This is a genomic window from Kitasatospora sp. NPDC005751 (assembly GCF_040630835.1).
In the GTDB taxonomy this organism is placed as follows: Bacteria; Actinomycetota; Actinomycetes; order Streptomycetales; family Streptomycetaceae; genus Kitasatospora.
Genome location: NZ_JBEXYC010000008.1, coordinates 125,431 through 138,607, shown reverse-complemented (window position 1 = coordinate 138,607; position 13,177 = coordinate 125,431). Strand labels below are relative to the sequence as shown.

The 13,177-nt window shown below is 74.2% G+C and carries 10 protein-coding genes; 5 read left to right on the top strand and 5 right to left on the bottom strand.

Annotated features, from left to right (window positions below):
• The first annotated feature begins 177 nt into the window (after window positions 1-177).
• Window positions 178-1,659, top strand: coding sequence for an alkaline phosphatase PhoX (locus ABZ497_RS11440; protein WP_329490038.1), 1,482 nt, complete (start codon window positions 178-180; stop codon window positions 1,657-1,659).
• Window positions 1,660-1,772: 113 nt separating this feature from the next.
• Here the strand turns inward: ABZ497_RS11440 and ABZ497_RS11435 are convergent, their stop codons facing one another.
• Window positions 1,773-3,374, bottom strand: a complete 1,602-nt coding sequence (locus tag ABZ497_RS11435) for a helix-turn-helix domain-containing protein (protein WP_359804416.1) — start codon at window positions 3,372-3,374, stop codon at window positions 1,773-1,775.
• A gap of 347 nt (window positions 3,375-3,721) precedes the next feature.
• On the opposite strand from ABZ497_RS11435, the gene pruA reads away from it, so the two are divergent.
• From pruA to ABZ497_RS11420, 3 genes are all read left to right on the top strand, one after another.
• Window positions 3,722-5,350 (top strand): L-glutamate gamma-semialdehyde dehydrogenase, encoded by a 1,629-nt coding sequence (gene pruA / locus ABZ497_RS11430; RefSeq protein WP_359804415.1) that lies wholly within the window; start codon window positions 3,722-3,724, stop codon window positions 5,348-5,350.
• Between the two features lie 125 nt (window positions 5,351-5,475).
• Window positions 5,476-6,405 (top strand): proline dehydrogenase family protein, encoded by a 930-nt coding sequence (locus ABZ497_RS11425; RefSeq protein ID WP_359804414.1) that lies wholly within the window; start codon window positions 5,476-5,478, stop codon window positions 6,403-6,405.
• Window positions 6,406-6,542: 137 nt separating this feature from the next.
• Window positions 6,543-7,235 (top strand): RraA family protein, encoded by a 693-nt coding sequence (locus ABZ497_RS11420; RefSeq protein ID WP_359804452.1) that lies wholly within the window; start codon window positions 6,543-6,545, stop codon window positions 7,233-7,235.
• 18 nt (window positions 7,236-7,253) lie between these two features.
• Here ABZ497_RS11420 and ABZ497_RS11415 read toward each other — a convergent pair whose 3' ends face one another.
• From ABZ497_RS11415 to ABZ497_RS11405, 3 genes are all read right to left on the bottom strand, one after another.
• Window positions 7,254-7,742: a GNAT family N-acetyltransferase gene (locus ABZ497_RS11415; RefSeq protein WP_359804413.1), complete on the bottom strand. Its 489-nt coding sequence runs from the start codon at window positions 7,740-7,742 to the stop codon at window positions 7,254-7,256.
• 79 nt (window positions 7,743-7,821) lie between these two features.
• Window positions 7,822-9,060: a TerD family protein gene (locus ABZ497_RS11410; RefSeq protein ID WP_359804451.1), complete on the bottom strand. Its 1,239-nt coding sequence runs from the start codon at window positions 9,058-9,060 to the stop codon at window positions 7,822-7,824.
• A gap of 151 nt (window positions 9,061-9,211) precedes the next feature.
• Complete coding sequence (locus ABZ497_RS11405; RefSeq protein ID WP_359804412.1) at window positions 9,212-10,513, bottom strand: hypothetical protein; 1,302 nt, start codon at window positions 10,511-10,513, stop codon at window positions 9,212-9,214.
• Window positions 10,514-10,904: 391 nt separating this feature from the next.
• Here ABZ497_RS11405 and ABZ497_RS11400 point away from each other — a divergent pair, with 391 nt between their 5' ends.
• Entirely contained in the window at window positions 10,905-11,405 is a 501-nt protein-coding gene (locus ABZ497_RS11400) for an SsgA family sporulation/cell division regulator (RefSeq protein ID WP_329490044.1), read from the top strand.
• Here ABZ497_RS11400 and ABZ497_RS11395 read toward each other — a convergent pair.
• Complete coding sequence (locus ABZ497_RS11395; RefSeq protein WP_359804411.1) at window positions 11,357-12,847, bottom strand: GAF domain-containing protein; 1,491 nt, start codon at window positions 12,845-12,847, stop codon at window positions 11,357-11,359. The genes ABZ497_RS11400 and ABZ497_RS11395 overlap by 49 nt on opposite strands.
• Between the last annotated feature and the right edge of the window lie 330 nt (window positions 12,848-13,177).

Below are 13,177 nucleotides of genomic sequence, written 5' to 3'. Positions count from 1 at the left end.
GAACGGGTCATGGATTCGGATACGGTCGGCAAATGAACACCCTGACGCGGTGTCCGCTTCACCGGGCGTTCATCACACCGGCGGAGTCTGCAGGCGTCGACGAGCTACCTCGACACCTCGCACGCCACGTACCGGGCTCCGCTCCGGTCGGCGCCCCACCTCTCAGGAGTGACTCACATGTCGCTGTCCCGTCGGGACTTCGTCAACCGTTCCACCCTCGTCGGGGCCGGCGTGCTGATCGCCGGTAGCGCCGAGGCGCTGGCCAGTGCCCCGGGCGCGATCGCCGCCCCGGTCGGCGGCGAGGTGCGGGACGCCGCGACCGCCGACGCCGAGCGTGCCGCGGTCGGCTACGGCGCGCTGGTCAAGGACCCGGAGAACCTGCTCGCGCTGCCCAAGGGCTTCAGCTACAAGGTGGTGAACCGCGCGGGCGTCACCAAGCTGCGCACCGGCGAGTTCACGCCCAGCAACCACGACGGCACCTCCGCCTTCGAGGACGAGCGCGGCGGCAACCTGCTGGTCGTCAACCACGAGCTGAGCGGCGCCCGCTCCGGCTGGGCGTACCCGGTGCCGTTGACCGAGGGCCACGTCTACGACCCGGGCGCCGCCGGCGGCTGCACCATCGTGCACGCCAAGCGCAACGGCACGGTCGAGCAGTGGGTCGGCATCGCCGGCACCTCCACCAACTGCGCCGGTGGCGTGAGCCCGTGGGGCACCTGGCTGTCCGGCGAGGAGACCGAGGACAAGGCCGGCAAGAACGGCTTCACCAAGGACCACGGCTACATCTTCGAGGTCGACCCGTTCGACGACGAGTACAACCTCGACCCCAAGCCCGTGAAGGCCTTCGGCCGTTACGCGCACGAGGCCGTCGTGGTGGACCCGAAGCGCGGCCACGTCTACCTGACCGAGGACGCCTCGAACCCCAACGGGCTGCTGTTCCGCTGGACCCCGCCGGCCGGCTTCAAGCACGGCCGCTACCAGCTGCGCAAGCTCGCCGACGACGCCGGCACGCTGGAGGCCTTCAAGGTCTTCGACGCGCAGGGCAAGTTCATCGACGACCTGTCGCGCGCCACCAAGGTCGGCACCACCTACGGCGTGGACTGGGTCAAGGTCCAGGACCGCGACGCCAGGACCGTCTCCGTCCGCAAGCAGTTCAAGGACGGCGAGGTCACCCGCGCCCGCAAGCTGGAGGGCATGTGGTGGGGTGACGGCGGCTTCTACTTCGTCTCCAGCTTCGCCCGCTCGGAGAGCCCGCTCCAGCACGACGGCCAGGTCTGGTTCTTCAACCCCGTCCGCCGCACCATCACCCTGAAGGTGCTGCTCGGCGTCAACACCGACGTCTGGGGCGACCACGACAACTTCGACGGCCCGGACAACATCACCGTCTCGCCGTACGGCGGCATCGTGATCGCCGAGGACGGCGAGGGCGTCTCGCACCTGTTCGGTGCCACCGAGGACGGGCTGACCTACCCGATCGCCCGCAACGAGCTCAACATCGGCTCCGCCGAGAAGCCGGAGTTCAGCGAGTTCACCGGCGTCACCTTCTCGGACGACGGCAAGACGCTGTTCGCCAACATCCAGACCCCGGGCATCCAGCTGGCCATCACCGGCCCGTGGCACCGCCTGAACGAGCACAAGCGCGGTCAGGGCTACGGCGCCTGATCAGGCTGAGGCCGGGAGGGGCCCGCTCCGGCGGGCCCCTCCCGGCTTTCCCGGTCGTGCTTTCCCGATCGTGTTTTCGCGGTCCGGCTTTCCCGAGCCCCCGGACGCGGGCGTCACTCCTCCGGCAGGCGCAGCTGGAGCATGGCCAGCAGGCGCTGCTGCGGCTGCGCGAGGTCGACACCGGTGAGCTGCTCGGCCCGGCGCACCCGGTACCGCAGGGTGTTGGGGTGGATGTGCAGGGCGTCCGCCGCGACCCGGACCTCGCCCAGCGCGTCCAGCCAGGCCAGCACCGACTCCGCGAGCCGGGTGCCGTGCCGGCGGTCGTACGCGGTCAGGGCGGTCAGCCGCGGGTCGCGCAGGCCCGAGCGCTCCTGCAGCAGGGCCAGCATCTCGCTGACCAGGACCTCCGCCTGGACGTCGATCAGTGCGGCGACCTCCAGGTCCACCCCGCCCCGGCCCATGGCGTCCAGGATCCGGTCCGCCTGCGCCCGGGAGTCGGGCACCTGGGCCAGGCCGTCCACCGTGGAGCCGATCGCCGCCCGCAGCGGGACGCCCAGGTGGTCCCGGGCCGCCTCCACCACCTCCTGCGCCCAGTCGCGGACCGTCGTCATCGGCAGGCCGGCCGGCAGCTCGGGCAGCAGCACGTAGACCCGGGACTCGATCGGGGCGAGCAGCGCGCTGCGGTGGCGGGCGGCGGTGTGCACCGAGATCAGGCCGGTCACCTCGGCGCGGGTCAGCGCCTCGGTGGTCGGCGCGCTGTACGCCAGCACGGTGGCGGGCCGGCGCAGGCCCAGGCCCAGGTGGGTGGCGAGCGACTGCGGCCCGGTCGAGCCCTCCAGCAGGCCGGTGAGCAGGGTGCGGGTCAGCCGGACGTCCGCCGACAGCTCCCGCCGCCGCCGGACCAGCTGCGCCGCCGCCACCCGGGCCGCGCCGACCAACGCCTGCTCGGCGAGCGGCGCCAGCGGCTGGGCGCCCTCCTGCACCCAGATCGTCCCGAGCGGCTGGGCGCCGGTCCGGATGCCGATCGCCAGGCGCCGGCGCAGGCCCAGCTCCGGGTGCGGGTCCACCGCGATGGCCGAGTCCGAGGTGCGCAGGTGCTGGAAGATGCCCCACTCGCGCAGCTTGGAGAGGTAGGGCTCGGGGCCCTGCCAGCCGAGGATGGAGAGCCGGCGCAGGTCGTCCACCTCGTCGGAGTCCGAGGAGCGGGAGTAGGCCAGCACCCGGCTGGAGGTGTCCTCGATCGAGACGATGCCGTGGGTGAGCACGGCGACGGTCTGGGCGAGCGAGAAGAGGTCGCCCGCGTTGTGCTCGGGGGCGCCCGCGGCGTCCGCGGTGTCCGGGCCGGCGATGATCGCCCGGGCGAGCGAGTCCAGGTGCTCCCACCGGGTCTCCCGGCGGACCGAGAGCAGCGCCACCCCCGCCTCGGTGGCCGCCTCCCGCAGCGCGTCGGCCTGGCCGGGGCCGTCCAGCTTCACCGCGACCGCGGCGGCGCCCGCCCGGCCGGCCGCGCGCAGCGCGGGGAGGGCGGCCCGGCCCCGGGCGCCGATGGCGAGCACGAGTTCGCCCGGAGCGGCGGTGGGAGGGTCCTCCGGGTCGAGGATCGCGACGTCGCGCACCGCGACGTCCAGGCCCAGCGGGGCGGCCTGGAGCTCGACCAGCGGTTCGCCGAGGGACATCAGCAGCTGACGGAGCGGGAGGCCGGCGGGCTGCGACACCGGAGGCTCCTTCACGCTCGTGCGAACCGGGGCGGATCAGTGCGAGTGGTGCGAACGGACCGTCGAGCATCGTGCGAACGGACCATCGCGTACCGCCGATTTTAGCGGGGCGGACAGGCCTCGGGAGTGGGCGAGCGGCCCGGCCGGCGGCCGGCGGGTCCGGTGGCCCGCCCGGCGGTGGCCGTGACCGCGCCGTGATCCCTTCGTCGGGCCGGACAACGCCGTACGGGGGACTTTAGCCGCCCGGCCAATCAAGTGGAGCCCGGTGCAGGAATAGCGTTCGTCCTGTGGCCGACGTGCGACCCGCGTCGGCATCCCCCGCATGAACCGAAGGAGAGCGTGCGCTCATGGATGCTGTGACCCAGGTCCCCGCGCCGGTGAACGAGCCGGTCCACAGCTACGCCCCCGGCAGCCCCGAACGGGCCCGCCTGGAGGCCAAGCTGAAGGAGCTGGGCGGCCAGGAGCCGGTCCAGCTGACCATGACGATCAACGGTGAGCGCCGCCTCGGCGGCGGCACCGAGATCCACGTCGTCCAGCCGCACAACCACGCGGCGAGGCTCGGAACGCTGCGCAACGCCACCCAGGCCGACGCGCAGGACGCCATCGACGCTGCCCTGGCCGCCGCTCCGGCCTGGCAGGCGCTCTCCTTCGACTCGCGCGCCGCGATCTTCCTCCGGGCCGCCGACCTGCTGGCCGGCCCCTGGCGCGAGACGCTGGCCGCGGCCACCATGCTCGGCCAGTCCAAGACCGCGCAGCAGGCCGAGATCGACACCCCCTGCGAGCTGGTCGACTTCCTGCGCTTCAACGTGCACTTCGCCCGGCAGATCCTGGCTGAGCAGCCGATCTCCTCGGACGGGGTCTGGAACCGCAGCGACCACCGCCCGCTGGAGGGCTTCGTCTACGCGATCACCCCGTTCAACTTCACCGCCATCGCCGGCAACCTGCCGACCGCGCCGGCGCTGATGGGCAACGTGGTGCTCTGGAAGCCCTCCCCGACCCAGCAGTTCTCCGCGCACCTGCTGATGCAGCTGCTGGAGGAGGCCGGGCTGCCCAAGGGCGTCATCAACATGGTGACCGGCGACGGCCTGGACGTCTCCGCCGTCGCGCTGAAGCACCCGGCGCTGGCCGGCATCCACTTCACCGGCTCCACCCCGACCTTCCAGCACCTGTGGCGCACGGTCGGCGAGAACATCTCCGGCTACCGCACCTACCCGCGGATCGTCGGCGAGACCGGCGGCAAGGACTTCCTGGTCGCCCACCCGTCCGCCGACCCGGCCGTGCTGAAGACCGCGATGACCCGCGGCGCCTTCGAGTTCCAGGGCCAGAAGTGCTCGGCGCTCTCCCGCGCCTACGTCCCGGCCTCGCTCTGGGCCGGCCTCAAGGACGCCTTCCGCGACGAGGTCGAGGGCCTCACCATGGGCGACGTCAACGACCTGTCGAACTTCATGTCGGCCGTCATCGACGACCGCGCTTTCGCCAAGAACAAGGCCGCGATCGACCGGGCCCGGGCGGACGACTCCGTCGAGGTGCTGGCCGGCGGCACGTACGACGACTCGGTGGGCTACTTCGTCCGCCCGACCGTGCTGGTCTGCGCGGACCCGGCGAGCGAGTACTTCAAGGACGAGTACTTCGGCCCGATCCTCGCCGTCCACGTCTACGAGGACGAGAAGTACGAGGAGATGCTGGCCCAGATGGAGTCGGTGTCGCCCTACGGCCTGACCGGCTCGATCATCTCCCAGGACCGCGCGGCCGCCCAGGACGCGATGCACAAGCTGCGGTTCGCGGCCGGCAACTTCTACATCAACGACAAGCCGACCGGCGCGGTCGTCGGCCAGCAGCCCTTCGGCGGCGGCCGGGCGTCCGGGACCAACGACAAGGCCGGCGCCAAGCAGAACCTGGCGCGCTGGACCTCGACCCGTTCGGTCAAGGAGACCTTCGTCCCGCCGACCGACTACCGCTACCCGCACATGGGCTGAGTGCCCCGCCGACGCCCGGTCCCGCAGCCGGGTGTCCCCGCGGGGGCGGACGGCCCCACCCCCTGGCCGCCCGCCCCCGCCACCCCCTTCTGCCACCCTTAGAAGCACCAGCTCCAGGAGTCACGATGCTCCGTTCCGCCCTTCTCGCGGCCTCCCGCTCCCCGCAGGTCCGCACCGTCGTCGAGAAGTTCCCGCCGACCCACGCGATAGTCGAGCGGTTCGTCGCCGGCGAGGCCCTCGACGACGCCGTCACCGCCTGCGACGACCTGGTCGCCACCGGCCGCAAGGTCACCCTGGACCACCTCGGTGAGGACACCAAGGACGCCGCCCAGGCCGCCGGGACCGCCGAGGCGTACGAGCACCTGCTCACCGCGCTCAAGGACACCGGCCTGGCGGCCGGCGCCGAGGTCTCGGTGAAGCTGTCGGCCGTCGGCCAGTTCCTGCCGGTGGACGGCGAGAAGATCGCGCTGGAGAACGCCCGCCGGATCTGCGAGGCGGCCGCCGACGCGGGCACCACGGTGACCCTCGACATGGAGGACCACACCACCACGGACTCCACCCTCGCCATCGCGCGGGAGCTGCGGGCCGACTTCCCCTGGCTGGGCGTCGTGCTCCAGGCCTACCTGCGCCGCACCGAGGCCGACTGCCGCGAGTTCTCCGGCCCCGGCTCCCGCGTGCGGCTCTGCAAGGGCGCCTACAAGGAGCCCGAGTCGGTGGCCTTCCAGGGCAAGCACGAGGTGGACCTCGCCTACGTCCGCGCGCTGAAGATCCTGATGGCCGGCGAGGGCTACCCGATGATCGCCTCGCACGACCCCAACATGATCAAGATCGCCGGCCAGCTCGCCCAGTGGAACGGCCGCGAGCGCGACTCCTTCGAGTACCAGATGCTGTTCGGCATCCGCCCCGAGGAGCAGCTGCGCCTGGCCGGCGAGGGCAACACCATGCGGGTGTACCTGCCATACGGCGAGGAGTGGTACGGCTACTTCATGCGCCGCCTCGCCGAGCGCCCGGCCAACCTGACCTTCTTCCTGCGGGCCATGGCGACCCGCGGCTGAGGCCCCTGCTGTACGGACGGCCCGCACCCCTTGTGGAAGGGGGGTGCGGGCCGTCCGTCGTCGGGGGCGGCGGGGCGGCCTAGGATCAGGGGTGGTGAAGTGTGGTCGGGTCGCGTCGAGTTGGGCAGGTGGCTGAGGTGCTGAAGGCCTTCGCGGAGTTGTCGACGCCGTTGGTGGCGGATGCGTGTGTGCGGGCGGGGGTGGGGTTGCGGGTGGCGCCGGCGGGGGTCGGGCCGGTGGTGGCGGGGCGGCGGGTCGCGGGGCGGGTGCTGCCGGTGCGGCACTACGGGAGCGTGGACGTGTTCCTGGAGGCGTTCGGCGCGGCCGAGCCCGGGGACGTGCTGGTCGTCGACAACGGCGGGAGGGTCGACGAGGCATGCGTCGGGGACCTCGCGGTGCTGGAGGCGAAGGCCGCCGGGGTGGCCGGGGTGGTGGTGTGGGGCCTGCACCGGGACACGCCGGAGCTGGTGGAGATCGGGCTGCCGCTGTTCAGCTACGGCGCGCTGCCGCTGGGCCCGTTGCGGCTCGACGAGCGGGAGCCGGAGGCGCTGGTCACCGCCCGGTTCGGGACGCACCTGGTGAGCGCCGGGGACGTGGTGTTCGGGGACGCCGACGGCGTGCTGTTCGTGCCGGCCGCCCGGGTCGACGAGGTGCTGGAGGTGGCGGGCGGGATCGCGCGGACGGAGCGCGCGCAGGCCGAGCGGATCCGCTCGGGCGACACGCTGCGCCGGCAGACCGCGTTCGACGACTACCTGGTGCGGCGGGCCGCCGATCCGTCGTACAGCTTCCGGCAGCACCTGCGGCGGGTCGGCGGCGCGATCGAGGAGTAGCGGGCGGCGGGCCGGAGTTCAGAGCGCGCGGTGCATGACGTGCAGGCCGACGTACCCGTGGACGGGGTGGCGGAAGCCCTCGGGGAGGGTGCCCAGGATCTCGAATCCGAGCGACCGGTACAGCCCCACCGCGGGCTCGTTGCTCGCCACCACGGCGTTGAACTGCATGGCGCGGTAGCCCGCCGCACGCGCCCATTCCAGGGTGTACTCGGTGAGCGCGCGCCCGACGCCCCGGCCGGAGTGCGCCGGGTCGACCATGTAGCTGGCGCTCGCGATGTGCGAGCCGTTGCCCTGGTGGTTGCGGTTCATCTTGGCGCTGCCGAGGACGGTGCCGTCCTCGGCGACCGCGACCACGGTGCGGCTCGGGGCGGGGAGGAGCCACCACTCACGGCCCTGCTCGAAGGTCAGGTCGAGCGGGTAGGTGAACGTCTCGCCCGCGGCGGCGATGACGTGGAAGAACGGCCAGATGGACGGCCAGTCCTCGGGGGTGGCTTCCCTGATCAACATCCGGACAGGATGGCACGCCGACCGGCCTCCGGCCAGCGGTTTTCGGGTGCCCGGGCGGTGGGCCCGGGCACCCGGGGGGTCAGAGCATCGAGGCGGCGGGCTTGACCATGGCGCGGGCGGTCTTGGCGTCCACGTACTCGCCGATCGCGGTCATCACCCACTCGCCGGAGTACTGGCGGACCAGCTTGCACATCACCACGCCGGTGTGCGGCTCGGACTGGGTGAGGTCGAAGCGGACCAGCTCCTGGTCCGAACCGGCGTCCACCAGGCGGCAGTAGGCGTTCTTGACGTCGGTGAACTTCTGGCCGGAGAAGGAGTTGACCACGAAGACCAGGCCGCAGACCTCGGGCGGCAGGCCGTCCAGGTGGACGGTGATCGACTCGTCGTCACCGCCGCCCGCGCCCGTGAGGTTGTCGCCGGAGTGGGCGACGGCGCCGTTGAAGATCCCCAGCTTCATGAACCAGGCGGTGTCCAGCTTCTCCCGCTTGGCGTCGAAGGCGATGCAGGAGGCGTCCAGGTCGATGTTGCGGCCGCGGCCGGCGGGCTCCCAGCCGAGTCCCATCCGGACGGAGGAGAGGAAGGGCTTGCCGTTCTTCTCCAGGGAGACCGAGCCGCCCTTGGTGAGGCTCACCCGGCCCTTGTCCAGGGTGATCTTGGTGAGGGCCGGCGGGGCGGCGGGCGCCGCGGGCGGGGCCGGCGGCATCGGGGGAGCGCTCTGCGGCAGCGGCGGGGCGACCGGGGCGACCGGGGCCGGGGCGGGAGCCGGGGCCGGGGCGGTGACCGGCGGGGCGACCGGGGTGGCGGTGGCGGCCGCCGGGGCGGGCTCGTCCTCCACGGTGACGCCGAAGTCGGTGGCGATGCCGGCCAGGCCGTTGGCGTAGCCCTGGCCGACCGCCCGGACCTTCCAGGCGCCGCCGCGCTGGTAGACCTCGACCACGATCAGCGCGGTCTCGCGGCCCAGCTGGGGAGCGGTGAAGGTGACCAGGACCTGGCCTGAGTCGGCGTCCCGGACCGTCGCGGTCGGCTCGATGCCGGCGAAGGTGGCGCCGGCCTCGTCGGGGCTCGCCGTGACGACGATCTTGGTGATGCCGGCCGGGACGGCGGCGGTGTCGATGGTGATCGCGTCCGGGGTCGCGCCGGAGGCCGGGCGGTGGGTGACACCGGGGCCGTGCGGGGCGTTGAAGAACACGAAGTCGGCGTCCGAGCGGACCTTTCCGGCCTCGGTCAGCAGCAGGCCGGAGACGTCCAGCGCCTTGGGTGCGGTGACCTCGACGGTCACCCGCGCGGCGGTCAGCGGGGCGTTGCCGCCTTGGGTCAGGACCGTGGACACGAACTCCTCCTCGGATGCGGGGGCACGGCGTGCGGGACCCGAGTCGGGGCGCCGTGCCGAGTGGTACCCACAGTAACGAACGGGGTTGTCGAGACGAGCCCGATCAAGGCGGTGACCTGTCGGGTTGTCGGACGGTCGGTCAGCTCGGTCCGACGGCGAACGCTCCCAGCGCGGCGACGGCCCGCGGGTGGTGGATGCCGAACGCCGAGGCGCTCCAGCTCTCGGCCGGGGCGGCCTTGCCGGGGCCGGTGGGCACGCTCTCCCCGCGCCCCGGTGCGGCCGGTGCGGGCGCGGCACCGGGGACGCCGGTGGTGGGCGCCTCGGTGGCCGGCGTCGCGGCCGGGCGGGTGTGCCGGACACCGAAGGTGTAGCGGCCGGGCGGGACGTCGGTGCCGGGCGGGGTGGTGAAGCGGTAGACCAGGGTGCCGCGTTCGTGGTGGGTGGTGACCACGGCGCCGGCCAGGTCGGTCCAGGCGGTGCCGGAGGGGGCGGTGGCGTCCGGTGCCGGACCGCCCGGGGCCGCCGCGTCCGGCGCGAGCCGGAGTTCGGCCTGCAGCGCGGTGAGCGGCTCGGTGACGGTCAGGGTGAGGACGTGCCGGGTGCCGTCGCGGCCGAGCGACTGGACCAGTGCGGCGCCGGTGAGCGCGTGGTCGACCGTGTCGTCGGGGTCGCCCGGGTCCGGGGCGGTACCGCCGGTCGGGTCCTTGGGGACGGTGGTCGGGTCCTGCGCGCCGGGCGGCAGGCCGGTCCAGCCGTCGGTGGGCGGCCGGACGCCGGGCGCGCCGGGCGCGGGCGCGGGGGCGAGCGGCTTGGGCGGCTCGGGCGATCGGGCCGCGAGCGGTTGGCCGGACTCCACGGGCTCGGGCCGCTGGTAGGACGGCCCGTCGGTGGGCGGCGGCGCGGTGGCGGCGGTCGGGCCGTCCTGCCGCGGGGAGGGGCCGAGGGCCTGGGACGACGGGGTGTCGGAGGCGCTCCGGCCGCCGGTCCGGCCCTCGGCGAGCGGCACGGCCGAGCCCGGCGCGGGCGAGCGGGGTGCCGGGACGCCGGAGACGGGCGGGTGCGAGGCGTGCGACTCGGACGTGGCGGGGCCGGCGGGGCGGACGGAGGGCCGCCCGGACGGCAGCGGCGCGGCCGGCGCCTGCGAGGAGTCGGGCGCGGAGGCGGCGTCGGCCCGGTCGGCGCCGGGGGTGGGCGGCGGGCTCGACCCGACCTGGGCCACTCCGGCGCGGCGTCCGACGCCCTGCTGCTCGTGGAGCAGCCAGGTGGTGGCGATGCTGATGCCGACCACGGTGGACATCGCCATCGCGGCGCCGGAGAACCGCAGGGTGGGCAGCCGGAGCCGGCCCCCGAACGGCTTGGGCCGGCCGTGCCGGCCGTGCCGCTCGCGCGGCAGGTCGCGCTCGTGCCGCGCGTCCGGCCCGATCTCCTCGCGCAGAGCCACCCGACCCTCCCTCCCCGAAGCCGTCGCTGAGTCGCCGCATTCTCCCATGCGCTGCCGACAGGCCCGAATCGCCGTCATGGGCGGACTGCCGCCGGTTCACCCGGGTTCGTCCGGGGTCGCTCGTGCGGGTCCGCCGGTGGACGCGCAGGAGCCCGCGCCGGCAGGGGGACGAGCGTACCAGCGGCCGCCCGGGCCCTGGCCAGCCCTCGTGCGGGATCGATCAACTCCGTGGACGGCCTTTCCCCGAACGGAAGTTGACGGTCCGTCTGACAAGGCCCGCGCGGCCCGGGCCGTCGGTGCGCGGATTATTGCAACCTCCTTGCAACCCTTGCCGGTCCGGGCTCCGGTGGCGCAAGGTGGGGGAATCCCACGCCGTCCCGGAGAGCCCGTCATGCCGTCCGACCCGTTGTCAGCACCCTCCAGTGCCCCTCTCGCCGCCACCCCCACGGGCGGCGATGAGGCAGGCTCCACCGCCGCTCCGGCGGCGGTGGAGGAGGTGCTGACACTGCGGATCTCGCTGGGCGAGGAAGTCGTCGGCGAGGTGCGGACGCGATTCCGGTTCGATGCCGAGCGTCCGTACGAGGTACTGCTGACGTTCCATCTGGGGCGGCCGGACGAGGCCGATTGGGTGTTCTCGCGTGATCTGCTGCGCGACGGCCTGCGCTCGCTGAGCGGCCAGGGCGACGTCAAGCTGTGGCCGGCCTACTGTCCGTGCCACGGCTCGACGTTGCACCTGGCCCTCGAATCCCCCCACGGCAGTGCCCTGTTGGAGGTCTCCAAGCCCAGGGTTCAGGCGTGGCTGGACCGGACGTACGCGCTGGTCTCCGAGGAGGCCGAGCAGGCCTACGGCCCGACCGACGCCCAGTTGTCCGCGTTGCTGGCCGGCGGCTGAGGCCGGGACGCCGGGGCGACGTCGTCGCCCGGGGTGCGCGGGGCCGGCAGCGGGGGACCGCCCGGCAGCCGGACGGCGCCCGCGGCCAGAGCCGCCCGCAACCGGCGCACGGCCGGCGCGGAGGACACCGGCAGCAGGTCGTACGGGTCGTCCGGTCCGTCCACGGTGACCAGGACCGAATCGGCGAACCGGTACGGCCGGTGGGCCAGCAGGCCGCCCAAGTAGCGCCGCAGCCGGGAGAGTTCGGCGCGGACCGTCACCGTCCGCGCCGGGTCGCCGAAGAGCGCGTCGGCGAGCTGCGCCGCGCTGTGCCCGGAGCGCTCGGTGGCGAGCAGCAGCAGCAGTTCGGCGTGGCGCGGGCTGAGCGCGTGCGACCAGCTGCCGGCGGCGCCGCGCACCGACAGCTCGGGGCGGTCCGGCCGGCGCAGGTCGAGCCGGAGCCGGGCGCCCTCGGCCTGTTCGGCGGTCACCGCGGCGGCGCCGTCGGCCGTCCGTTCGTCTCCCAGCGGCCGGACCAGCCAGCCGTCGGCGAGCGGCTCGACGGAGCACTCGCCGATGCCGGGCAGCCAGTGCACCGCGGCCGGGCTCCAGCCCTCGGTGGGCAGCCGCAGCCGGACCGGTGGCGGCAGGCCGGCCGCGCAGGCGATCCAGCCGGCCGCGTCGACCACCAGGGCCGGGCCGTCCACCCGGGCCAGGAGCGGGGCGGCCAGGGTGCGCAGGTGGTGCAGCGACTCCAGGCGGCGGGCGCGCAGTTCGGTCTCGGCGAGCCGGGCGGCGGTGGCGGTCAGCTGCAGCAGGTACGGGCGGACGTTGCCGGCCGGGCCGCTGAGGTTGATGGCGCCGACCAGCCGGCCGGTGCCCGGGTCGTGCACGGGGGCGGCGACGCAGGTCCAGGAGTGGTGGCTGCGCAGGTAGTGCTCGGCGGAGTGGACCTGCATCGGCCGCTGGGCGCGCAGGGCGGAGGCGATGCCGTTGGTGCCGACGCTCTCCTCGATCCAGCGGGCGCCGGTGAGGAACCCGATCCGGTCGGCGCTGCGGCGCAGGCTGCGCTCGCCCTCCTGCCAGAGGATGTGGCCCTCGGCGTCGGCGATGGCGAGGATCAGCGGGACGTGGTCGGCCGGGGCGAGCAGGGTGTCACGCAGCACCGGCAGCAGGATGTCGAGGCCGCTGGCGCGGCGGCGGTGCTCGACCTCGGCCGGCCCCAGGTGGACGGTGGCGGCGCCGGCGTCCGGGTCCAGGCCGAGGCGGCGCAGCCGGGCCCAGGAGTCGCCGATCTCCGGGCGGGGCCCGGGCAGCGGGTCGGTGCCTCCCGGGCCGGCCTCCCGGGCCGGTCCGTGGGTGACGGGTTCGGCCAGGGCGCGGTCGTGCAGCCTGGCGAGCTCCGCCGGGCTCGACGGACTTCGGGGCTCTGGCCGTCGGTTCTGCCGTCCGGTCTGCCGCACTCGGTTTGCTCCTCGCCGCCGATCGAGGGCGCGTCGGGGCCGACGCGCTGACGAAAGCGTACGGGGGCCGCCCGGTCCTGGGGACGGGGTCGGCCAACTAGGGCCGGTCACCGGTATCAGAGTGGACATGCCAACAAGTTATGAGTGCCGCGCGGCCGAAAATCGACCACCGGGGCGGTGCGGTCCGGGGGAGTGGGGCAGGGCGCGGGCCCGGACGCGGAGGGCTCGGAGGTGGGGGCGCGGAGGTGGTGCGCGAGGGCGTGCGGGCGGCGGGTCTCCCGGGCAGCCTCGGTGCGCGCTCGGCGCATGGAGGCGCGCGGGGGGCGCATG

Bases quoted from the DNA above. Each gene is read 5' to 3' on its own strand.
- pruA (WP_359804415.1), top strand. From the start codon at position 3,722: ATGGATGCTGTGACCCAGGTCCCCGCGCCGGTGAACGAGCCGGTCCAC.
- ABZ497_RS11415 (WP_359804413.1), bottom strand. From the start codon at position 7,742: ATGTTGATCAGGGAAGCCACCCCCGAGGACTGGCCGTCCATCTGGCCG.
- ABZ497_RS11400 (WP_329490044.1), top strand. From the start codon at position 10,905: ATGCCGTCCGACCCGTTGTCAGCACCCTCCAGTGCCCCTCTCGCCGCC.
- ABZ497_RS11425 (WP_359804414.1), top strand. From the start codon at position 5,476: ATGCTCCGTTCCGCCCTTCTCGCGGCCTCCCGCTCCCCGCAGGTCCGC.
- ABZ497_RS11440 (WP_329490038.1), top strand. From the start codon at position 178: ATGTCGCTGTCCCGTCGGGACTTCGTCAACCGTTCCACCCTCGTCGGG.